28 protein-coding genes are annotated in these 22,885 nt (G+C 37.0%); 25 read left to right on the top strand and 3 right to left on the bottom strand.

Going from position 1 to position 22,885, the window contains the following annotated elements; all coding sequences use genetic code 11:
* The first annotated feature begins 95 nt into the window (after positions 1–95).
* From WKR92_RS11315 to WKR92_RS11375, 13 genes are all read left to right on the top strand, one after another.
* Positions 96–686 carry an NAD(P)H-dependent oxidoreductase gene (locus WKR92_RS11315; protein WP_375557918.1) on the top strand — a complete coding sequence of 197 codons (591 nt, stop codon included), beginning with the start codon at positions 96–98 and terminating at the stop codon, positions 684–686.
* Positions 687–701: 15 nt separating this feature from the next.
* On the top strand, positions 702–1,178 hold the full coding sequence (locus tag WKR92_RS11320; protein WP_375557919.1) for a DUF4405 domain-containing protein: 477 nt from the start codon (positions 702–704) through the stop codon (positions 1,176–1,178).
* Positions 1,179–1,225: 47 nt separating this feature from the next.
* Complete coding sequence (locus WKR92_RS11325; RefSeq protein ID WP_375557920.1) at positions 1,226–1,918, top strand: GNAT family N-acetyltransferase; 693 nt, start codon at positions 1,226–1,228, stop codon at positions 1,916–1,918.
* A gap of 143 nt (positions 1,919–2,061) precedes the next feature.
* Complete coding sequence (locus tag WKR92_RS11330) at positions 2,062–2,796, top strand: class I SAM-dependent methyltransferase (RefSeq protein ID WP_375557921.1); 735 nt, start codon at positions 2,062–2,064, stop codon at positions 2,794–2,796.
* Between the two features lie 191 nt (positions 2,797–2,987).
* The gene (locus WKR92_RS11335; protein WP_326326637.1) at positions 2,988–3,347 is read left to right on the top strand and encodes a DUF4180 domain-containing protein; all 360 of its coding nucleotides are present in this window, start codon (positions 2,988–2,990) and stop codon (positions 3,345–3,347) included.
* Complete coding sequence (locus tag WKR92_RS11340; RefSeq protein WP_326326635.1) at positions 3,344–3,823, top strand: GNAT family N-acetyltransferase; 480 nt, start codon at positions 3,344–3,346, stop codon at positions 3,821–3,823. Before WKR92_RS11335 ends, WKR92_RS11340 begins: the two co-directional genes overlap by 4 nt.
* A gap of 167 nt (positions 3,824–3,990) precedes the next feature.
* Positions 3,991–4,557 (top strand): Crp/Fnr family transcriptional regulator, encoded by a 567-nt coding sequence (locus WKR92_RS11345; protein WP_375557922.1) that lies wholly within the window; start codon positions 3,991–3,993, stop codon positions 4,555–4,557.
* A 58-nt stretch (positions 4,558–4,615) separates the two neighbouring features.
* Positions 4,616–5,197, top strand: coding sequence for a peptide deformylase (gene def / locus WKR92_RS11350; protein WP_375557923.1), 582 nt, complete (start codon positions 4,616–4,618; stop codon positions 5,195–5,197).
* Positions 5,198–5,503: 306 nt separating this feature from the next.
* Complete coding sequence (locus tag WKR92_RS11355; RefSeq protein ID WP_375557924.1) at positions 5,504–6,007, top strand: DUF1648 domain-containing protein; 504 nt, start codon at positions 5,504–5,506, stop codon at positions 6,005–6,007.
* The gene (locus WKR92_RS11360) at positions 6,004–6,204 is read left to right on the top strand and encodes a hypothetical protein (RefSeq protein ID WP_375557925.1); all 201 of its coding nucleotides are present in this window, start codon (positions 6,004–6,006) and stop codon (positions 6,202–6,204) included. Before WKR92_RS11355 ends, WKR92_RS11360 begins: the two co-directional genes overlap by 4 nt.
* Positions 6,205–6,207: 3 nt before the next feature.
* Positions 6,208–8,043: a MutS-related protein gene (locus tag WKR92_RS11365; protein WP_375557926.1), complete on the top strand. Its 1,836-nt coding sequence runs from the start codon at positions 6,208–6,210 to the stop codon at positions 8,041–8,043.
* Between the two features lie 177 nt (positions 8,044–8,220).
* Positions 8,221–8,601, top strand: coding sequence for a hypothetical protein (locus tag WKR92_RS11370; RefSeq protein ID WP_375557927.1), 381 nt, complete (start codon positions 8,221–8,223; stop codon positions 8,599–8,601).
* A gap of 8 nt (positions 8,602–8,609) precedes the next feature.
* Complete coding sequence (locus tag WKR92_RS11375) at positions 8,610–8,777, top strand: nucleotidyltransferase domain-containing protein (protein WP_375557928.1); 168 nt, start codon at positions 8,610–8,612, stop codon at positions 8,775–8,777.
* Here the strand turns inward: WKR92_RS11375 and WKR92_RS11380 are convergent.
* Positions 8,774–9,894 (bottom strand): IS3 family transposase gene (locus tag WKR92_RS11380; RefSeq protein WP_375557929.1). Its coding sequence is split into 2 segments (ribosomal slippage): positions 8,774–9,639 and positions 9,639–9,894, totalling 1,122 coding nucleotides; the frame shifts between segments, so codons are not numbered across the junction. The genes WKR92_RS11375 and WKR92_RS11380 overlap by 4 nt on opposite strands.
* Positions 9,895–10,080: 186 nt before the next feature.
* Between WKR92_RS11380 and WKR92_RS11385 the strand changes: the two genes are divergently transcribed.
* The 5 genes from WKR92_RS11385 to WKR92_RS11405 all read left to right on the top strand — a co-directional run bounded on the left by WKR92_RS11385 (position 10,081) and on the right by WKR92_RS11405 (position 15,747).
* Positions 10,081–10,623: a cytochrome b/b6 domain-containing protein gene (locus WKR92_RS11385; RefSeq protein ID WP_375557930.1), complete on the top strand. Its 543-nt coding sequence runs from the start codon at positions 10,081–10,083 to the stop codon at positions 10,621–10,623.
* 118 nt (positions 10,624–10,741) lie between these two features.
* Complete coding sequence (locus WKR92_RS11390) at positions 10,742–11,167, top strand: hypothetical protein (RefSeq protein WP_375557931.1); 426 nt, start codon at positions 10,742–10,744, stop codon at positions 11,165–11,167.
* A 258-nt stretch (positions 11,168–11,425) separates the two neighbouring features.
* Positions 11,426–12,187 (top strand): SDR family NAD(P)-dependent oxidoreductase, encoded by a 762-nt coding sequence (locus WKR92_RS11395; protein WP_325359946.1) that lies wholly within the window; start codon positions 11,426–11,428, stop codon positions 12,185–12,187.
* 46 nt (positions 12,188–12,233) lie between these two features.
* Positions 12,234–12,689, top strand: a complete 456-nt coding sequence (locus WKR92_RS11400) for a DinB family protein (RefSeq protein WP_220115263.1) — start codon at positions 12,234–12,236, stop codon at positions 12,687–12,689.
* A 508-nt stretch (positions 12,690–13,197) separates the two neighbouring features.
* On the top strand, positions 13,198–15,747 hold the full coding sequence (locus WKR92_RS11405) for a cation-translocating P-type ATPase (RefSeq protein WP_375557932.1): 2,550 nt from the start codon (positions 13,198–13,200) through the stop codon (positions 15,745–15,747).
* A gap of 151 nt (positions 15,748–15,898) precedes the next feature.
* Here the strand turns inward: WKR92_RS11405 and WKR92_RS11410 are convergent, their stop codons facing one another.
* Positions 15,899–16,360, bottom strand: coding sequence for a DUF2971 domain-containing protein (locus tag WKR92_RS11410; protein WP_375557933.1), 462 nt, complete (start codon positions 16,358–16,360; stop codon positions 15,899–15,901).
* Positions 16,361–16,702: 342 nt separating this feature from the next.
* Between WKR92_RS11410 and arr the strand changes: the two genes are divergently transcribed.
* The 7 genes from arr to WKR92_RS11445 all read left to right on the top strand — a co-directional run bounded on the left by arr (position 16,703) and on the right by WKR92_RS11445 (position 21,974).
* Positions 16,703–17,119, top strand: coding sequence for an NAD(+)--rifampin ADP-ribosyltransferase (gene arr, locus WKR92_RS11415; RefSeq protein WP_375557975.1), 417 nt, complete (start codon positions 16,703–16,705; stop codon positions 17,117–17,119).
* A 92-nt stretch (positions 17,120–17,211) separates the two neighbouring features.
* On the top strand, positions 17,212–17,691 hold the full coding sequence (locus tag WKR92_RS11420) for a hypothetical protein (RefSeq protein WP_375557934.1): 480 nt from the start codon (positions 17,212–17,214) through the stop codon (positions 17,689–17,691).
* Between the two features lie 142 nt (positions 17,692–17,833).
* Positions 17,834–18,466: a Crp/Fnr family transcriptional regulator gene (locus tag WKR92_RS11425; RefSeq protein WP_375557935.1), complete on the top strand. Its 633-nt coding sequence runs from the start codon at positions 17,834–17,836 to the stop codon at positions 18,464–18,466.
* 99 nt (positions 18,467–18,565) lie between these two features.
* Entirely contained in the window at positions 18,566–19,123 is a 558-nt protein-coding gene (locus WKR92_RS11430) for a YeeE/YedE family protein (protein ID WP_375557936.1), read from the top strand.
* Between the two features lie 8 nt (positions 19,124–19,131).
* Entirely contained in the window at positions 19,132–19,545 is a 414-nt protein-coding gene (locus WKR92_RS11435; protein WP_375557937.1) for a DUF6691 family protein, read from the top strand.
* 136 nt (positions 19,546–19,681) lie between these two features.
* The gene (locus WKR92_RS11440; protein ID WP_375557938.1) at positions 19,682–20,476 is read left to right on the top strand and encodes a sulfite exporter TauE/SafE family protein; all 795 of its coding nucleotides are present in this window, start codon (positions 19,682–19,684) and stop codon (positions 20,474–20,476) included.
* Between the two features lie 103 nt (positions 20,477–20,579).
* Positions 20,580–21,974, top strand: a complete 1,395-nt coding sequence (locus WKR92_RS11445; RefSeq protein ID WP_375557939.1) for an MBL fold metallo-hydrolase — start codon at positions 20,580–20,582, stop codon at positions 21,972–21,974.
* On the opposite strand, the gene WKR92_RS11450 is transcribed toward WKR92_RS11445, so the two are convergent.
* Complete coding sequence (locus tag WKR92_RS11450) at positions 21,955–22,875, bottom strand: helix-turn-helix domain-containing protein (protein WP_375557940.1); 921 nt, start codon at positions 22,873–22,875, stop codon at positions 21,955–21,957. The genes WKR92_RS11445 and WKR92_RS11450 overlap by 20 nt on opposite strands.
* Positions 22,876–22,885 lie beyond the last annotated feature (10 nt).

The following is a 22,885-nucleotide window of genomic DNA, read 5'->3' on the forward strand; positions in this document are numbered from 1 at the left end:
TATTTGTGAATCGCTTTGCGATTTCTTTACAATTGTTATCGTCCAACTATTTGTTACTTCTCAACTTTGCAGTATAAAATTAAGCAAAGTAAAAAATGAAAGTAGTAATAGTATTTAACCATCCGTATGAGGGTAGCTTTGGTAACGCAATTTTAAAAGCTGTGACCAAGGGGCTTAAAGGTGCAAATCACGAAGTTGATCTGATGCATCTTGATAATGATGGATTTAATCCAGTAATGTCAAAGGCAGATTTGAAAGCCTTTGTGGAACACAAGCCTGTTGATCCACAAGTAATAGACTATAATGAACGTCTGAAAAAAGCAGACCACCTGTTTTTTATTTTCCCGATTTGGTGGGATTTGATGCCTGCAATGACCAAAGGATTTGTTGATAGGGTACTCACTCCTGGAGTTGTCTATGACCACCATCCCAGAGGTTTTGGATTAATACCTCTATTAAAAAACCTGAAAGGTGTAACCATCATCACTACGATGAACAAACCCAGAATAATGTATTCCCTACTCATTGGCAACTTAATCAAGAAAGCAATGATAAAAAGTGTATTCAAAACTATGGGTTACAAAAATCTTAAATGGATTAGCTATAATATGGTAAAGTCAGTCAGTCAGGAAAAAAGAGTAAAATGGTTAACTGATATTGAAAAAAGGTTTTCAAAATTCAACTAAAAAAAGTCTGGTATTATGAAACTGAACAGAAATTATGTTACCCCTTTTATATCCTTGGTTTTTCTTGTCGTGGGCCTATCGGGTTTATTGATGTTTTTCCATTTATTTGATGGCTATACAGAAGTTGTTCACGAGTATTTGGGTGTTTTTTTTGTTGTTTGTGCTGTTTTTCACATCATACTCAATTGGAAAGCATTAAAAATTCATTTCAAAAGAGGTGTTTTTATTCCTGCTTTATTAGGTGTATTGGCTATATCGGTTACACTTATTGTTGGAGAAAGTATATATCCTCCAGTGGACACAATCATTATCAATAAAATAGTAAAAGCACCAATTAATGATGCTTTCAAAGCATTGGAGGTTGATTATTCCGAAGTTTACAAAAGATTAAAAACAAACGGAATATCAATTGAGGGAGCCACAACAATAGAGGCTATTTGGATTAACAATAATGCTAACCCTGAAAAAGTAATTGATTTGATTATGAAATAGGCATTAAAAACTATTAAAAGGGCATCCGCTAACAGCGGTTTGGCGTAATGGGGGCAGACGTTCTTCGTACGGAAATTTTTGCTAAATTTGAACCGGGTGCTTCGTATCAAGTTTTTGTACTAAAAAGCCCCCACTCCGTCAAGCGCCGGCTACGTTGTGAGCAATTTAAACCAACTTTACCGATTTTAACAGAAAATAGAATGCTAAAAAATGTTGAGTTAAATTCCAAAAGACTTAAAACCAGAAATCTTAATGAAGGTGATATAGAAAAATTATTCAAAATTTATTCGGATAAAGAATCAATGAAATTCCGTGGCTCAAAACCTATGAATAAAATTGCAGATGCATCTAAAATGATTTTCGACCAAACAATTGAGAAAAATAATATCATAAAAATTCGCAAGGCTATAATAAAAAAGGAAAATAAAGAATTAATCGGAACTTTACTTTTGGAATGCGACAAATCATTTCCTAACCGATGTGAAATTGGATTTTCATTCGAAAAAAGTGAATGGAATAATGGCTATGGAAAAGAAACACTAGATATGGTATTGGAAAAATTAAAAACTATTAATAGCATTAAAGAAGTTAAAGCGTGGTGTATTAAAAAAAATATTGCTTCAGTTAAGATACTTGAAAAAAAAGGCTTTACTAGAATTAATCAGAATGAATTTCCTGAAAGCTATTTATTTATAAAAGAATTAAAAAAAACTGCTCACAACAATGTATATAAAAAATAGGCGATATAGTAATAAAATCAAGGGTTTTGGCTCGTGTCAGACTTTGTACTTAACCGAAAGTTTGGTGCTTTGTAATCGCCTACTTTTCATATACTAAACGTTGTGGCACATTTGAAACAAACATCGGAACAGAGAAAATTAAGATGAAACAAAACAAATATGACGATAATAACTTTTTTGAGAGTTATGGAAAAATGCCACGTTCAATTGACGGTTTAAATTCGGCAGGAGAATGGTATATTTTAAGAAAAATGTTACCTGAATTTCAAGGGAAAAATGTACTCGATCTTGGTTGCGGATATGGTTGGCATTGTATTTATGCTAAACAACAAGGAGCTGAAAATGTAATTGGGATTGACTTATCACAAAAAATGATTGACAAGGCTAAAGAAAATTCCAAAGACTTGGCAATCGACTATAAGCAAATGGCAATCGAAGATATTAACTTTGAACCTGAAAGATTTGATGTTGTTTTTAGTTCCCTTGCATTCCATTACCTAAAAGAACTGAAAACGGTTTTTAGAAAAATCAATCAAACCTTGAAAAAAGGAGGAAGTTTTGTATTCTCAATGGAACATCCTGTGTTTACCTCAAGAGCCGAACAGGATTGGTTTACAGACGAAAGTGAAAATCGACTGCATTGGCCGATTGATAATTATCAAGATGAGAGCAAAAGAAAATCCCAATTTCTCGGACACAAAGTGACTAAATATCACCGGACTTTGGAAACTATAATAAATACAGTAATTCAATCAAATTTTGATATTCGAGAAATATCCGAACCAAAACCTTCGGAGGAAATTCTAAAAAAATATCCAGAAATGAAGGATGAAATGAGAAGACCAATATTTATTATGATTTCGGCAATAAAGAAGTAATTAGCAAAAAAACGTGCCACAACAGCGGCTATGCGCCAGGCGGGAAACCCGTCTTCGGTTGACAAATTACGGATACGAGAACGGTTTCGTTTTCAAAAGAACAATTCCGGGTAAAAGCCCCGCCCGGCGCATAGCCGCGGAACGTTATGTGTCAGGCAAGGACACCCCGCAAAACGACAGAGCCATAGTATATGAAAATTGAAACTTACAAAATCAACGACATAAAAGTTGCCGAAATTATTACGGACGAAATTATTCTACGAACTACCGAAGACGGATTAGATTTATTGGGTAATCTATATTATCAAGGGTTTGATAAAATCATTATTTACGAAAAGAACATTACCCCCGACTTTTTTGACCTAAAAACTAAAATTGCAGGAGATATACTTCAAAAATTCACACAATATCAAATGCCATTGATAATTGTTGGAGATTTTTCAAAATTTAAGAGTAAGAGTTTAAACGATTTCATTTTTGAAAGCAATAAAGGAAAACAAATCAACTTTGTCGGTTCTCAATCGGAAGCAATAAAAGCATTGACAAATTGAATAAACAACATTTCATACTTAGACAAGGGCAGACAAACGACTTGACTGAACTGCAAAAATTATTTGTGGACACAATAACGACAATTTGCACCGCTGACTACGACAAACAACAAATTGAAGTGTGGATTTCGAGCGTTGAAAACAAACAACGTTGGGACGAAATTTTGACAAAGCAATTTGTTTTAGTTGCTCAACACGCAGACAAAATCGTTGGCTTTGCGACACTTGACAACGGAAATTACTTTGACTTTTTATATGTTCACAAAGACCACCAACGACAAGGAATTGCACAGCGACTACTTGACGGCATTGAAACCGAAGCAAGACGACTAAAACAAACCGTTTTGACTTCTGACGTTAGCAAAACCGCAAGACCGTTTTTTGAAAAGAATAACTTCAAAGTTTTGACAGAACAAATTGTAAACAGAAAAGGAGTAAATCTGACTAACTATAAAATGACGAAAACGCTTGACTAAATGCCCGAACACATAACATCAGGTTTGCGTCAGGCGGGCGGACGTGGTAAATTGAACATCAGTGCTTTTTATTAACTTTGGTGCAAGGTTGAACGTTTGTGCTTCTAATCCCGCCCGAACGCAAACCTGCCGGCCGTTAGGTGCAAGCAGGACAAAAACCGTCAAAAATGGGACACATAAGAGAATACTATGAAAGAATCGTAAAGCTACAAGAATCGGAATGGGAATTTATAGCTTCACATTTTGACAGAAAGGTGTTTGCCAAAAACCAAATCATCACACGGCAGGGCGAAACGGAAAATTACCTTTCATTCGTTGAAACGGGCATCGTTCGGTTTTACATTCCCGATGATGAAAACGAACTGACTTTTAATTTCAGTTTCGACAAAGAATTTACCTGTGCTTACGACTCTTTTCTCACGCAAACACCGTCCGAATACGAATTACAGGCATTGACGGAAGCCGTTGTTTGGCAAATTTCCTTTGACGATTTGCAAAAAGTGTATGCCCAGACCAAAGTTGGGAATTATTTAGGACGCTTCGCTTCCGAAAAATTGTTTTTGGCTAAAAGCAAACGTGAACTGTCCTTGCTTAAATACAATGCGAAAGAGCGTTATTTAAGACTGTTCAGCGAACAGCCCGACATTTTAAAATTCATTCCGCTAAAATACGTGGCTTCCTACATCGGAATAACGCCACAGGGCTTGAGCCGTATTCGCAGACAGATTACTTAACATAGGTTCATTGCCAACCTTGTTCATTCTTTGGAACTTTGCGATAAAAAGCAAAGGAATGAAACGACCTATTTTAGCATACGGACACAGCATTTTAAAACAAAAGTGCAACGACATCGAAAAGAATTATCCCGAGTTGGACAAGCTAATAGCCGATATGTGGGAAACAATGAAAAACGCCAATGGTTGCGGATTGGCTTCGCCACAAATCGGACTTCCGATAAGACTTTTTGTAGTGGACAGTAAAACAACTTTTGAAAATCTTGACGAAGCGGACAGGGAAATCTATTTTGACAAAGACGACAAAGGAATAATGGAAACTTTTATCAACGCAAAAATCATTGAACGTTCCGCAGAGCTTTGGGAAGACGAAGAAGGCTGTTTAAGTATCCCAAATTTATCGCAAAAAGTAAAAAGACCTTGGACGATTAGTATAGAATATTACAACAAAGATTTTGACTTTCAAACAAAGACATTTAGCGGAACGACCGCAAGAATGATACAGCACGAATACGACCACACAGAAGGAATTTTGTATCTTGACTATCTAAAACCATTGATCAGAAGGCTGATGGAATCCAAACTTAAAAAGATTGCAAAAGGACAGATAAAGACGAAATATCCAATAAAATTCGTGTAAAAATGCCAGCACCTAACAATGTGTATAAGCAATAGCGGGGAAAGTGCCAAAACCAAAGTTTTTGCCTTTTAGCTATCTTTGTGCTAAACTGAACAGTAAGCGTACAAAACCCGCTACTGCTCATACACTTGACCGTTGAGCGGAAATCCCTTCGGGCTTCCCGCTCAACGTAGCCGGCGCTTGACGGAGTCCAGCCCTACGGGACTGTCCTCTAACACGCGCTTGGCGCAATTGCGCCAGCACGTGCGCCAAGCGCCGGCTACGTTATAGCCAATGCCACGAACGACCGTGCAAACATTGAACGATATGAACGAAAGACCGAAAATAAAATTAGAACTTACGACATATGACAAGACACTTGAAATTCTTGGTTGGACATCAATTCTTGCAATTTGGGTTTTAACAATCTCAAACTACTCAAACTTACCCGACACAATTCCAATTCATTACAACGGTGCAGGACAAGCGGACGGCTTTGGCGGAAAAGGCAACATTTTGACTTTACCGTTAATTGCGACAGTTCTTTTTATCGGGCTGACAATCTTAAACAAATTTCCACACGTCTTTAATTATCCGACCAACATAACCGCAGACAACGCATTAAGACAATACACAAATGCGACAAGGCTTCTTAGATATTTAAAGTTCATTATCGTTGTTATTTTTGGACTAATTGCGTTGCAGACTATCAGAAATGTAAACGGACAAACAAGCGGGCTTGGTGTTTGGTTTTTACCATTGACATTGGGACTGATATTCATTCCGCTAACATACTTTTTGATAAAATCATTTAAGACAACAAAACAATGACGATAACCAAAGGCACTGGCTATAACATCGTATTGGCAATAGGCGGACTGAACCGCTTCGTATCAACGAAAGTGCAAAATTCAACTTCTGTTCTTCGATTAAAGTTCAGTGCTAAAAATCCCGCCCATCGCCAATACGTGGAACGTTATATGCCATATTACAGAGATTCTACCAATATCAAGAAAGCCGAGAATTAATAAATGAACGCCTACCAAGAAAACGCCGACAAATACGAAATCGAAGCTTTCCGATTACGGAAGCTATCGAACAGAATATCATTACTTAGATTAGTCATCTTGGTACTTTCAGTTACAATTATAGTGACCTTGTTTCATTTCAATTTAGTTAAAGCCGCATTGATTTTTGCGCCAATTTCGATAACATGCTTTGGCATTGTTTTAAAACGCCACAACAAGATAGCTTACTTAATACAACATACATCCTTCCTAAAAGGAATAAATGAATCAGAAATTAAAAGAGATAAATGTGAACTTGAAGAGTTTGATACGGGAGTTCAGTTTACAAATCAAAGTCACCCATATACAACTGATTTAGATATTTTTGGTCAACATTCCATTTTTCAATTAATAAATAGAACGACTACAGAGTCTGGAATGACACTTTTATCAAAGTGGCTATCTGAATCTGCACCTGACTCTGAAATAAACGAAAGACAGAAGGCTATAAAGGAGCTATCTCTAAAATTCGATTGGAGGCAGCATTTTCAGGCGACAGGTATGCACTTTCAAAACAAACAAAGTGATTATAATAAACTGATAGAATGGGTAGAAACACCAGTGGCTTTGCTAAAACATCAGCTAGTTTATAAAGTAGTTGCAATAGTTTTACCAGCTCTTTTTTTCCTTAGCACGTACCTTTTTTATGTTAACCTTGATTCAAAAATCGGTGTTATTTGTTTATCCTTCATGATTTTAGTTATAATAGCCATTTATGTTGTTTTAAGGAAAGTCAAGCCTCAAGCCGAATATATTGTAGAAACTTCAACCAAAAATCTTAAAACTTTGAGGGGATATCTGGCTCTTATTAATATTATTGAAAATGAAGAGTTCAGCTCAAAAAAGCTACAAGAATTGCAATCAAACCTAACAAAAGGCAAATATTCGGCATACAATGAAACTAAGAGAATATGCAATCTTTTGGAGTTCTCGCACCAAAGACCAATAAGAAAAATAGCAATCGGTGGAAATTACTTCTATCCACTTTTAAACAGTTTCTTTCTAATTGATATTTATCTGATAATCGCAACAGAAAAATGGAAAATAAAGAACAAAGCGTTTTTAAAATTATGGATTAACGCAATTAGTGAGTTCGAGGTAATTAATAGTTTTGCAGGTTTTTGTTATTCAAATCCATTATATACTTTTCCCAAGATAACAGAAAAAAATTGCTATGTACATTTTGAATCGTTAGGGCATCCATTAATAAATTCGAATAACCGAATTTGTAATGATTTTCAATCAGACAAATACGGCGATGTTATTATAATAACCGGCTCAAATATGGCAGGAAAAAGTACATTTTTGAGAACTGTGGGCGTCAATATTGTATTAGCCTTAGCTGGAGCACCTTGTTGTGCCAAAAATGGGCAGGTTTCAAACCTAAAGTTATTTACAAGTATGCGCACTCAAGATAATTTACAAAATGGAATTTCTTCATTTTATGCAGAATTAAATAGAATAGAAAAGATGCTGAAACTGATTGAAAATAATCAAAATATCTATTTCCTTTTAGACGAGATGTTTAAAGGTACAAACTCGGAAGATAGACATAAAGGAGGTTTTTCACTGATAAATCAATTAAGTAAGCTCAAGACTTCAGGGATTATGGCAACGCATGATATTGAACTTGCCAAGTTGACAGAAAGCAGAAAGCTAGTTACCAATTATAGTTTCAATAGTGAGATGATAAATGATTCTATGATTTTCAATTATAAACTGCATAATGGCATTTGTTATGACTTTAACGCAAGTCAGCTTATGAAAAAAAGTGGGATTGAAATTATAAACTACATCTAAATGAATCGAATCAATAAAATACGGCATATAACGAGCAGTTTGGTAAAATGGCGGGTTCAGTACTAAATTCAACAGTAGTTCTTCAATTGAACTTTTGTGAAAAACTGAACTATTCGACTTCGATTTCCGCCACTTCGCCGAGCTGCTGAACCGTTACCAGCAATTAAAACCAAGACAATGAATACAACTTATCACAGTAATGGTGTAAAAAAATGGGACGGTCTAACTGGTTCTGCATACCATCCTAATGGAGTAAAGGCTTTTGATGGATTGACAAAAAGTGCTTACCATGTAAATGGAGTTAAAGCATTTGACGGACTAACTAAAAGTGCATATCATGACAATGGGGTTAAAGCCTTAGATGGATTAACAAAGAGTGCCTACCATGAAAATGGAGTTAAAGCCTTAGACGGTTTAACGGGAAAAGTTTATGACAAATCGGGAAGACCGACTAACAACAAAACCTTTACGGTAAGCACTGGATTAGGGACAGGGATATCAATGCAGTTTGTTCCATCCATTAAAGTGACAGTTTACGACCGTGTAATTTACTCCTAAAAAATAGAGTGCTCAAAAATTTAGAACATATTAGTCCGTTGTCGGAAACGGTTGTTTTATTTATATCAACTATTTCAAAGATAGAGAGTGTAAACAAAATAGTTGTTTTCGGTTCGAGAGCATTGGGTGATTATGAAAAATACTCAGACTTGGACTTGACCTCTCCCCATATTTAGGAGTCTTCTAAAATAGAAAGTTCCGCTGTTTTGACCTGCTTTTCGATGTACATTTCGGTCGACAGATCCCCCAGACAGCTATGGGGTCGGAAGGTGTTATATTCCTCCCTCCAGACTTCGATTTTCTCTTTCGCATCTTCCAATGACAGAAACCAATGTGCGTTCAGGCACTCATCACGGAAACTCCCATTGAAGGACTCAATATACGGATTATCTGTGGGTTTCCCCGGTCTGGAAAAAATTAATTCAACCCGGTGTTCATAAGCCCATCTATCGACATCCTTTGAAATGAACTCCGATTCATTATCCACCTGGATCCTCTTTGGCTTTGCCCCCTGGAACAACCTGAGCCCTTCCAGTACAGCTACCACATCTTTTCCCTTAAGCCCTTGCCCGGTCTGGATAGCCATACATTTACGGCTATAATTATCCACTACAGTTAAGCAGCGGATCTTCCGGCCGTCAAACAGCGCATCAGCCACGAAATCCATGCTCCAGCAATCGTGTAAACTGGAGAAAGCCGGTTTTTCCGAGCGGTGCGAGGCAGCTCGGCAACGCCGGGGGCGCTTCACACGCAGGTTTAGCCCCTCTTCCTTATAAATGCGGTAAACACGTTTATGGTTATCCTTCCAACCTTCCCGTTTCAATAGGACCACGATGCGTTCAATACCATAACGCACACGGGTCTCGGCAATGCTCCGTATTCGCTGGCGAAGCGGGCCATCATTGCTGCGAACGTTTTTATAATACCAGACCGAAGTGCTCAGTAGGGATACTTGGCACGCCCGGCGTAATGAGACACGGTAATCCGATACAAGATCTTTGACCATCTTTCTGCGCTGGGCGGGTTTCAGTACTTTTTTTTTAACACATCCTGCAGCATCTGCTTGTCCAGGCTCAGATCAGCGACCAGCTTCTTCAGCTGTGCATTTTCCTCTTCCAGTTGGCGTAACCGACGCAATTCTGCGACTCCCAAGCCACCGTATTTTTTCTTCCAATTGTAAAATGTGGCCTCGCTGATCCCCATTTTCCTGCAGACTTCCTCCACACGGGTGCCGGTCTCGGCCTGCTTGATCGCAAAGGCGATCTGGGATTCGGTAAACTTCGATTTTTTCATCTGTGTTCCTCCTGTTTAAAATTAGTAATTCAATCCGTTTTTCTCTAATTTTAAATACTCCGATTTTTAGGGGAGACGTCAGTTTAGTGATAAATACAATAAGTAATATAATTCACTGCAATAAGTGATATAACGCACTTGTATAGAGGTCTTTTCATGTTATATTTGAGTTCAATAAATATAGCTATGAATAGGAATTATATTTTACACCGCATTTTGCATTGGTGCATAGGGTTTGTCATCCTATTCATTTTATTGACAGTTTTCCTGCGATTAAATTGGATGAATAAAGATATAATGGCCGGTATTTTGAGTCGCGATCTTTCAGCTTTAGGTATTCAGATTACTTACGATGATGCTGTGAAAATTGCTAAGGATATCAGAAGACCAATGTGGAATACCCATATTTATGCTGGTTATATTTTGACTGGACTGTTTGTTTTCAAAATGATTTTAGTACTAATAAAAGGAGCTAGCTTTGATAGCCCCTTTTGTTCTGGAAATTCAAGAAGGAAGAAATTTCAATCTTGGGTATATGTTTTCTTCTATTTTTTTCTAGGTGTTTCTTTAGCAACTGGACTTTTAATTGAAATGGGGCCAGCGAACTGGAAAGCCGGTTTGGAGGCCATTCATTCACTTTCGCTTTACTATGTGATTCCTTTTTTGGCATTACATTTCTTTGGCATTTTATTTTCAAGAATACGAAAAGAACGAGAGGCATCTGAATGAAAAATGATTAGTTAAGGTTGGATTACTTTATATGTTTTTTGATATGTTTATAATAAAACTAAAATTTATGATAATGAAAAGAATGTTTTTAATTCCCACAATAGTATTTGGCTTATTCATGATGGGATGTACTGGCAATCAGTCAAAAGTCGATACTGAACATACTGAATCCGATGTTTCTCATCTGGTAACTGAAGACCATAAAGCAGGATTGATACCTTTAGAAGATCAAGTGAAATTGGATAATGGGGAGAAATGGATAGCGAACATAGAAACTAATGAAGGCATTGATAATATGCTTGCCATGGTCAAAAAAGAGAAAAGTAAAGAAACTCCTGATTATGTAATGTTAAAAGAACGTCTAGACAAAGAGTTTAACGTCTTGTTAGAAAAGTGTACCATGACAGGCGAGTCACACGACCAGTTACATAACTACCTATTGCCCCTGAAAGCGAAGATTGACAAGCTAGATCCAAACTCTAGTAAAGAAGCAATTAAGGAAATTGAAAATCATCTATTAACTTATTATGGTTATTTTAAATAGATTAGCTAACATCGCTACGTAACTTATGTTACCTTATTAGCGTTTATTAAAGGATAAATTTTGATGAAAATAATATTGTTAAGGAATTGGAAATAAAAGATAGGAGTTATGATTCCTCTCTAATGGTAACATGTTTTCCAAGTCATATAAAAGTGACCAAGGTTACGTTTGCATGTACAAAATCAACACTAGCGTAAACCTAAATGAGTATTTTGGTAGAATAAGTTAAACTGAATATTTAACATAAAATTATTTAATATGAAAAGATTAGAAAGTAAAATTGCATTAATAACCGGTGGTGCTGGTAGTATTGGCAAGCATACTGCCAAAGGTTTTTTAGAAGAAGGAGCCAAGGTGTTTTTGGTGGATTTAAACGAAGATGACCTAAAAAAGACGGTAGAGGAACTGGGCAGCGAGAATGTCCAATACTGCGTTGCCGATGTCAGTAAATCTAGTGATGTTCAGAAATATGTGGATGAAGCAGTAAAGGCTTATGGGAAAATTGACATCTTCTTTAATAATGCGGGTATCGAAGGTGTAGTGAAACCTATTGAGGATTATCCAGAAGACATATTTGATAAGGTAATCGCTGTAAACGTAAAAGGAGTTTGGTTGGGTGCTAAGTATGTTTTACCGCAAATGAACGACGGCGCAAGTATGATTATAACTTCATCGGTTGCAGGTTTGAATGGTAGTCCGAACGTAAGTGCTTATATAACAAGTAAGCATGCCGTAGTAGGGGTAATGAGGGCGACAGCGGTTGAGGCAGCACCTAGAAAAATACGGGTAAATTCAGTACATCCCTCACCCGTTGATAACAGAATGATGCGTTCTTTGGAAGAGGGTTTTGCTCCGGGAGCGGCTGCAGAAGCTAAGAAAGAACTGGAAAAATCAATTCCTTTAGGTCGCTACGCTACGGCAGATGAGATCACGAAAGCAGTTTTGTTTTTAGCGAGCGATGATAGCCAGTTCGTAACCGGAACCACAGTTGTTGTAGACGGAGGATTGAGCGTTTTATAAATTAATAACGCCTATACGATAACTTTAGATATAAGTAACATTTCAAATGAACAATACAAAGATCTTGCTTGACCTGTGGATTGAAGCCCGAACAAGGTTTACCAATCTTTTAGATAATATATCAGAAAGTGATTTACAAAAAAAATTACTGCCTGCCCAAAACTCAGTTGGATTTCTTATTCGACATATTGGAGATGTGGAACTACTTTTTGCAAAGAATGTTTTCAGTGATAAAACAGTAAAAGTAACAGCTAAAACAATTATCGCACAAAAAGACACGGGAGAGTGGACAGACTTAATATCTTTAAAATCTTACGTTGCAGAATCTTTTGAAAAATTAAAAGCGATAGTAGAAGAACAAACTAATGATGATTGGGAAACATTGATTACTACTAAAGAATTTGGAACAAAAACTAAAGCTGAAGCCTTTGGGAGAATAATTTCTCATACAAGCTATCATGCCGGACAGTTAGCTATTATTCTTAAATATGGTATCCTTTAAAATCAAAATGGAATGGATACAGAACAGAAAATCAAAGAAATGGTAATTACGACGGGCGTGGGTTATAATCACGATTTTTAACTAACTTAGTATCAATGAAAAAAATGTTCGCCATATTTTTTTTATCAGTATACCTGATCTCAACGACAGAGCTTTCCCAGTTGTTGAAGTTTCCCATATTGGTAGAACATTTCATCGAGCATAAAGAAAAAAAACTGGAATATTTGTTGTTGGCTTTTTAGGTTCCCATTACAATAACCATTTGGAAAATCATCCACTCGATGATGATTACGATCAAGACCAAAAACTACCTTTTCCAAATGGTTTATATCCAAAAATAACAATCAATCTTTAATAATTTTACCCGTTTATCAATCGATGCAATTCGGGTTGGGCATTATTAAAACATTTTAATTATGAATAGTCGCCTTTAAAAGTCTTCTAAATAAGCCGAATAGCATCAAACGAATAGAAAAATTGGTAAATTTAAATTTATACTGATTATTTTATGTCCTATAATATACCCGACCATCTGAAAGGTCTCAACGATAACGAAGTAGCCGCTTCACAAAAGAAGTACGGTTACAACCGTATAGACACTGCCCATAAAAATACCGGGCTGGAATTACTTCTTAATATCCTGAAAGAACCAATGCTGATATTGCTCTTTGCTATTTCAGCCATCTATCTCATCACAGGTGATTATGGAGAAGCCTTGTTTATGTTTGTTGCAATCATTGCCGTTTCGGCTATTTCATTATATCAGGATACCCGGAGCAAAAAAGCGCTGGAAGCTTTAGAAAAACTGAATGAACCTTTGAGTAAGGTTATCCGTAATGCACAGGTTGTTGAAATCCCCACAAACGAAATTGCGATTGGCGACCTCAGTATTACCGAAGAAGGAAAAATGATTAACGCAGACGGAAAGATTGTGCACAGCAACGATTTTTCCGTTAATGAAGCCTCTTTGACCGGCGAGAGTTTATCGGTATTCAAAAGCAGTGAAATTGAAGATAATAAAGTATACAGTGGAACCTTAGCAGTATCGGGACTGGCAGTTTTTGAAGTAGAAAAAATTGGTGCAGAAACACAGTTAGGCAAAATCGGTCGATCCATTCAGGACATCAAAGAAGAGCGTTCTCCATTGCAAATCCAGATTACCAAGTTTGTAAAATGGATGGCGGTGGCGGGCATTATCGTCTTTCTAATGGTTTGGATATTCAGCTACATACAAACTGATAATGTTATCGAAAGTCTGTTGGTCGGACTTACGATGGCTATGTCCGTTTTGCCTGAAGAAATCCCGGTAGCATTTACTACGTTTATGGCATTGGGTGCATGGAAGCTGATGCGTGAGGGTATTATTGTCAAACGAAGCAGCATTGTGGAAACCCTGGGCAGCACAACGGTTATCTGCACCGATAAAACCGGAACCATTACCGAAAACACGATGCACCTGAAACACCTTTACGATTATCAGTCGGATAAAATTTTCGATGAGAAAGATTTTGGTGATACTACACTCTCCAAGCTGATTGATTATGCAATGTGGAGCAGCGAACCTGTTCCCTTTGACCCGATGGAAAAAACGCTTCACAAGGTGTATGAACAAACACAAAAAAATGATGCAAGAAAAGACTACCGGATGTTTCACGAATATCCGCTGGATGGGAAGCCACCAATGATGACACACCTTTTTGAGAATAAAGAAAGGCATCGGATTATTGCGGCGAAAGGAGCGCCTGAAGCTATCCTCGATGTTTCCATGCTTTTAGAAAGTGAGAAAAGCGATGTACGGAAACTTATTAAAAGTTTTGGGCAACAAGGATTTCGGGTTTTAGGGGTAGCAAAATCCAATTTTGAGGGTGACGATCTTCCCCGTGAACAGCAGCAGTTCAGGTTTGACTTTCTGGGTTTGGTGGTGTTTTACGACCCACCGAAAAAAGGTATTCAGGATGTTTTTCAGCATATTTATGATGCCGGTATAAAAGTAAAAGTGATTACGGGCGATAATACGGATACTACAAAAAGCATTGCGGCACAGGCGGGAATTGTAAATACAGCCGAAGCCGTAGAGGGAAAAGAAATTATGGAATATTCGGAAGAACAGCTCCTACAGGAAGTCGAAGAAAAGGTATTGTTCACCAGAATGTTCCCTGATGCCAAACTCGCCGTAGTGAACGCACTGAAAAAAAAAGGAGAAGTGGTGGCGATGCTGGGCGATGGCGTAAACGATGGCCCGGCTTTGAAAACCGCTCATATCGGTGTTGCAATGGGAAGTAAAGGAACGGAAATAGCAAAAGCGGCAGCAGCTTTAGTGATTACCAATGATGATTTGGACAGGCTCATTATCGGAATTGCATCTGGAAGAAGGATTTATGCCAATATCAAAAAAGCCATTCAGTATATCATTTCCATTCATATCCCGATTATCCTTACGGTTTCTCTGCCCTTGTTTCTGGGCTGGATATTTCCGCAGATATTTACACCTGTTCACGTGATTTTTTTAGAGCTGGTAATGGGTCCCACTTGTTCCATCGTATATGAAAACGAACCAATGGAGAAGGATACCATGTTGCAGAAGCCAAGAAGAATGGCAGACACTTTCTTGAACTGGAAAGAGTTGGCTATCAGTATTGTCCAGGGATTGGTGATTACCGCCGGTGTATTGTTTGCATATCAATGGACTGTTCAGAATGGTGGCAGCGAAGAAAAAACAAGGGCAATGGTTTTTACAACTTTGATTTTTGCCAATATTTTATTGAGTCTGACGAACCGCTCGTTCCATTACAGTCTGTTTGAAAGTTTCAAGAACAAAAACATATTATTTGCAGTGGTTAGTGGCTCAGTCATAATTATGCTTTTTGCCATATTGTATATTGAGCCTTTAGGTAAATTCTTCCACTTAAGCGGATTGAATGCAGGGGAATTAGGTATAGCCGCTAGTATCGCTGCAATATCCGTATTGTGGTTTGAAGTGTATAAATGGGTGAAACGGTTAAGACAAAATGACACTGAAACTTCAGGACTTCATTCGTTAGAAGGTTACATAAAGTGAAAATAATTATGATGGTATTGAATCTTACCTGACGGATGACGATCAAAATATATAGTTATTACAGCAGTCTGAATCGGACACTTTAGAGAAGAGAAACGAAATCTTTCAAAGTTTCTGTTTACTTATACATTAATTTAGCAATCATGATTTTTTAACTTATCCGATTCTTGAGCGTCTCTTTAAGTTTGTACCAAATATACAATTCAGACAATTCGAGACTTACATCGAACTTTGATTCCAAATCTACTCTAAAGTCATGGTATTCTGTTAAAGAGAACTCAGGGTGAGCAGAAATCCTAATACCCTCATAGAACCAGCTCGAAAGCTTTAAATAGTTATTGTCATTAAATGTTGACTCCTTATCATAACAAATTAATCTAAACTCACTTTCATCTTTAAATGATTCGTGCTTTCTAAATCCCGGATATTTTACTTTTTGTATATTATTTTCCTTATTAAAGTCGTAGTAGGATACATTTCCGTAAACCAACTTTGATATATGCGAATTTTTCGATTCTATTTTGCTTAATTCATCTATAAATTCATCTAACTTAACTCTAACTAGAAATCCTTTGCAATTTTGTTGATAATTTGCTCCATATGAACGCCACATTAGTGGATTTGCTACATTTGATCAGACAGTAAGTTAAGGGAATTTAATAACTTAAAGAAAGCGACCTTGTAGTTCCAATGATTGAAAAGTTCCTTGACAAAAAACCTGTAAAATAATAATGACCGAAACGAACGAAAGAGATCAACGACCCGCTAACATCACCTATACGCAATTAGGGGTTTCGTGCTTCGTAGGACAGGATAGTGGTAAATTTAAAGTTCAGTTCTTCGTAGGAAATTTCAAGACAAACATTTATCGCTTGACATCATCGAACTTATTCTAACAGTAAGGGAAAAATATAATAATTAAAGAATGGACGATAACAAAAAAGAGCATAAAGTAATCGGACAAGGTGCAACACCTTTTACACAGACTTATTTTCACGGGACAAAAGCAGATTTGAAGATTGGCGACCTAATTGAAGTTGGCTATAATTCTAATTATGGACAACGGAAGAACGCAAAATACATTTTCTTGACAGGAACTTTAGATGCTGCGATTTGGGGAGCAGAACTTGCTTTTGGTGACGGACAAGAAAGAATATTTTTGGTAGAGCCAACAGGAAAAATTGAAAATGACCCCGACTTGACCGACAAGAAATTTCCTGGCAATCCGACACAGTCTTTTCGCTCGACAGAACCTTTTAAGGTTGTGGGGGAAGTTACAGTTTGGCAAGGACACTCTGCCGAACAAGTTAAAACAATGCAAGAACACCTTGAAAAATTGAAAGAACAAGGTATTAATTCACTTAACGACTAAGTCAAGAGAATAAAATAATATGGACGAAGAAAGAACAACGACCCGCTAGCATCGGCTATAACAAATGCGGGCTAAGGAAAACCTAACTGAAAATGAAAATTGAATTTAAAGAAGAACAAAAATTCACTCAATGGTGGTTATGGCTGATTTTACTGCCAATCGGGCTTTTGCCGACTATTGGAATTTATAAACAGATTATTCTCGGAGAACCTTTTGGCGATAAACCAATGCCTGACATTGGACTAATAATATTCACAATTTTTATATTTTCATTGCTCGGACTTTTTAAAGTAATGAAACTGAAAACCAATATTGACAATGATAAAATTGAAATGAGTTTTTTCCCTTTTGTGAAAAAGACAACGAAATGGACTGACATGAAAAAAGCAGAAGTTATAAATTATGGCTTCGTAGGCGGGTGGGGAATCAGACTTAGGACAAAATACGGAACCGTATATAATATTAAGGGAAATAAAGGATTAGCAATTGAACTTCTGAACGGTAAGAAATACTTAATCGGAACTCAAAAAGAAACTGAAATGTATGAAATTGTGAAAAAAGCCTGTGGGTAACAGAACTTGACAACTAATTTAAATAAATCCGCCACATCGTCAAGCCGCAAACCGTTGTGGTGCATATAAAATAAACTAAACATATGTTACACAAGCTAAAGTCTGGTATATTTATATTTGTTAGACACAAGTTATAAATGCTATGGAGGAATTATTGTACAAAACCTATGGTGGTATTTTTGAAGAAGAATTATTAGCTGAAATAGTTCAAGTATCAAAAGCTGTTGAGTTTAAGGGGGGTGATGTGTTGATTGATTATAATCAGTATATTAAGATGATGCCACTCTTGTTGTCTGGTGCAGTTAAAGTGATGCGTGAAGATTATGATAGTGGCGAACTATTACTTTATTACTTAGAGCGTGGAGATACCTGTGCGATGTCTATGACTTGCTGTTTGGGTGAGAAACAGAGTGAGATACGTGCTATAGGTGAAGTGCCAGGAGTTGTCTTGATGATTCCTGTTCAGAAGATGTCGGAGTGGATAGGGAAATATAAAAGTTGGATGGCTTTTGTTTTTGAAAGTTATAATAGCCGCTTCAATGAATTACTAAATGCTGTAGATACTATAGCGTTTATGGATATGAATGACCGTCTGTTGAATTACCTTTTCGAAAAGAGCAAAATTGAAAATAGTACGATCGTATATAAAACACATCAAGATATAGCAAAAGAATTAAATACATCCCGTGTGGTGATTTCTCGATTGCTCAAGGCCTTAGAAACGAAAGGGCGAATCAAGCTCAACCGAAATAGTATTGAGATACTTGTCAAATAAATAGAAGGTTTTACAGAAAATGTAAAACCTTTTCTTATGTAACAAATGTAACCGATAGGATAAAAATACTTCAGGACATTTGTATAAAATTAATTGATTATGGAAATGATTTTGTCACCATGGCCTTGGTATTTAAGTGGGCCACTTATAGCAATCACGATGTTTATATTGCTTTATTTAGGTAAGAATTTTGGAATGTCGTCAAATTTGCGCACGATATGCACTATGTGCGGAGCGGGTAAAACGGCGTCATTCTTCAAATTCGACTGGCGTAGTCAAAAATGGAACCTCCTGATGGTAGTTGGTGCTATGATTGGTGGTTTTATAGCTTCAAATTATTTGGGAGCTGGTCAGTCTCCAGATTTGAATCCTAAAACTATTACTCAGCTCGAAGCAATGGGTATTCAAAGTGCAGGTAAAGATTACATCCCTACTGAGTTTTTTGGTAATGAAGTTTTTAGTGAACCTAAAGTGTTAGTGCTTTTAATTGTAGGTGGTCTTCTTGTAGGTTTTGGTGCTCGTTATGCTGGTGGTTGTACATCAGGTCACTCGATATCGGGGATTAGTAATTTGCAATTAGAGTCGTTGATAGCTACAATCGGATTCTTTGTTGGAGGTATTATTATGATTCATCTTATTTTTCCACTTTTATTCTAATCAAACACATGAGAAATATATTTTTTTTACTGTTAGGTGTATTCTTCGGGATACTGATGTTTAAGTCTGAAGCTGCTTCTTGGTTCAGAATCTACGAGATGTTTAATTTTCAATCCTTTCACATGTTTGGTTTAATGGGGACTGCATTGGCGACTGGTGTGATTTTGGTTCAAATTATTAAAAGAAAGAAAGTAAAGGATATAGATAATAATGCAATTGTAATTCCAGATAAGGATAAATCGATCACACGCTATTTAGTGGGCGGTACGATATTTGGATTAGGCTGGGCTTTAGCAGGAGCATGTCCAGGCCCTATTTTTGTCTTAACAGGTGCAGGTTATTTACCGATGTTAGTGGTGCTAGGTAGTGCATTGATGGGAACATGGATTTATGGTTTGTTAAAGGACAAGCTTCCTCATTAAAAGAAGGATATATATTATAGAAAAGCGAGAAGAAATTCTCGCTTTTTTGTTGCAATAATTTTTCGTCACTGTGTAACTAATGTAACTGTAGGCTTTCTCCCGCTTCCTGACCTTTGTATCAACAAATTAAAAAGTCATGGAAATAATTGGATATATAGCATCCATTTTGATTGGAGTATTACTAGGGTTGATTGGTGGTGGAGGAAGTATTCTTACCGTACCGGTTTTGGTCTATCTATTTGCGGTATTGCCGGTCACCGCAACAGCTTACTCTCTATTTATTGTAGGTACGACTAGTGTTATAGGATCAATTACTTATTTCAAAAAGGGATTAGTTAATATAAAGACAGCTATCGTTTTTGGTTTACCATCTATCTTTGCGGTCTTCTTGACACGAAAGTATATCTTGCCTGCTATTCCAGATCGTTTGTTTACACTGGCTGGATTCGAAGTGACGAAAGATGTCTTTCTGATGATCCTTTTTGCAGTACTGATGGTCGTGGCGGCTTATACGATGCTTAGAGATAAAAAGTCTGATACTACACTGGAGGTACAATCACAAAAGTTTAATTATCCGATGATCTTGTTAGAAGGTTCGTTCGTTGGTGTATTGACAGGATTTGTAGGTGCCGGTGGTGGTTTCTTAATTATCCCTGCTTTGGTATTATTTTCTAAGTTACCAATGAAGGAGGCTGTAGGAACTTCTCTAGTCATTATTGCCGCGAAATCATTACTAGGATTTACGGGAGAATTGGGAAACGCAACATTAGATTGGACGTTTTTATTGACGCTGACTTCGTTGGCTATCGTAGGGATTTTTATGGGTTCTTACCTAACTAGATTCATCAATAGTGATAAGTTGAAACCTGTATTTGGCGTGTTTGTCCTACTGATGGGTGTTTATATTCTTTTCAAAGAAATCTGGTTTTAACACTGCGTCCCTTGTGTAACAAAGGTTGCTGATAGGCACACGCACATTTACGAAATTTGTATCAATAAGTAATTAGATAGTAAACAATTAAAATTTAAATATTATGTTTTTTCAACACGTATACGACAAGACATTAGCACAAGCAAGTTATATCATTGGATGTCAAGCAAAAGGCGAAGCTATCGTTATTGACCCAAAACGCGATGTAGATACTTACTTAGAAATCGCTGCTCAAAATAATTTAAAAATCACTAAAGTAACCGAAACACATATTCACGCAGACTTCTTAAGTGGAGCGCGGGAGTTGGTAGCATTAACAGGAGCTGAATTATTGCTTTCAGACGAAGGGGGAGCAGATTGGCAATATGAGTTTGCACACACAGGATTGAAACACGGAGATGTGATTACTTTAGGTAATTTGACATTGGAAGTATTGCACACTCCAGGTCACACCCCTGAAAGTATTAGCTTTTTGTTGACAGACCATCCAGCTACGTCAGAACCAATTATGTTATTCACAGGTGATTTTGTGTTCGTTGGTGATGTGGGTAGACCAGATTTGTTAGAAAAAGCAGCTGGTATGACAGGAACACAAGAGAAAGGTGCTAAGCAACTGTTTGAGTCGATCAAACGCTTTATGAGTTTAGCAGATCACGTACAAGTTTGGCCAGGTCACGGAGCAGGTTCGGCTTGTGGTAAAGCTTTAGGTGCTGTACCAAGTACAACAGTTGGTTATGAAAAAATCAGAAACTGGGCGCTGCAATATGGTGATAATGAAGAATCTTTTACGAAAGATTTATTAGATGGTCAGCCAGAAGCACCAACATATTTTGCGATGATGAAGAAGTTAAATAAAGTAGAAAGACCTTTATTGACTGCTGTGCCTCAACATAAAAAAATGACAAAAGAAGAATTTTTGAAAGTGTATCATGAAGGTATGTTGGTGATAGATACACGTAATAAAGTTGAATTTGCGAAAGGTTATTTACCTCATTCGCTAAATATTCAAGGAAACAATTCTTTTGCTAACTGGATGGGATGGGTGCTTAGTTATGATGTTTCATTTGTGCTTATTGCAGAGGAATCTGTTATGGAAGATATCACACGAAAATTGATGCGTATTGGATTGGATAATATCTTTGGTTTTATTGATTCGGTAACTGATTTAGGCATTGAATTGCAAACAGCTGACGTGATCGAGCTGGAACAATTTGAAGCAATTATTCAAGAAGACAATGTACAGGTCGTAGATGTTCGTAATGAGAAAGAATTCGTTGCGGGACATATTGAAGGTGCTACACATGCATTCGTGGGAACATTAATATCTAACTTGGATAAGTTAGATAAATCTAAAGATATTGTGATTCACTGTCAGGCAGGTGATCGTTCAACTATAGCGTATTCAATCTTGAAAAAGTACGGTTTCGATTCGGTAAGAAATTATGCTGGAGGCATGAAAGAATGGGTGGCTAATAATATCAATTATATTCGGCTCTGAATTCTAACGGACTTTTGTTGGTTTTCTTTTTGAATAATTTATTGAAGGATTGTGAATGCTCAAAACCCAATTCATAAGCGATTTCGCTAACTGAAAGGGTAGTGGTAGACAGTCTTTCTTTGGCCTTGTCTATCAATTTGAGATGAATGTACTGTCGTGCATTAAGACCAGTTAATGAGCGGAGCATATCACTTAGATAACCAGGTGTTAGATGCAGTTGCTCGGCAAGATAATGAACAGAAAGGATCCCTTTTTCTAAAGATAGAGTCTGTGAAAAATAGGTATCTATTAATGCTTCGGTTTTTGCCAGGATATCATTATTCACTTTTTTACGCGTGACAAATTGCCGTTTGTAGAATCGGTTGGCATAACTCACTAGCAGTTCCAGTTGAGCGATCAGAACATCTTGGCTGAATTCGTCTATCGAGTTGTTCAGTTCTTTTTCGATAATACTGTATACCGATAGAAGTGTTTCTTTTTCACTGTCCGAAAGATGGAGTGCTTCTTTGACGGAATAGGAAAAGAAACCATAGTCTTTGATGGTTTTAGCCAGCGGATAGCCTTGAAAAAAATCGGGATGAATAAATAGGATATACCCTTTTATTTCGCCTTCATAGTCTACTCCACCAATCAGCTGATGAGGAGCGGTAAATAACATAGTTCCTTCATCAAAATCATAATATCCTTGCCCGTATTTTAAGCGCCCTATACTTTGAGTTGAAAAGGCAATTTTGTAGAAATCTAATACATCGTAAACCGGAGCATTATCAGGATTGAAAAATTTGCATTCGTTGAAATTAATCAAACTGATTAATGGGTGTTTGGGTTTGGGTAATCCAAATGCTTTATGAATTTCCGTAATAGAATGGATTGTGAATATCTTATCCTCTGGTTTCTTCATTGCCTTAAAA

Origin of the sequence: Albibacterium profundi (assembly GCF_042159835.1) — a bacterium.
In the GTDB taxonomy this organism is placed as follows: domain Bacteria; phylum Bacteroidota; class Bacteroidia; order Sphingobacteriales; family Sphingobacteriaceae; genus Albibacterium; species Albibacterium profundi.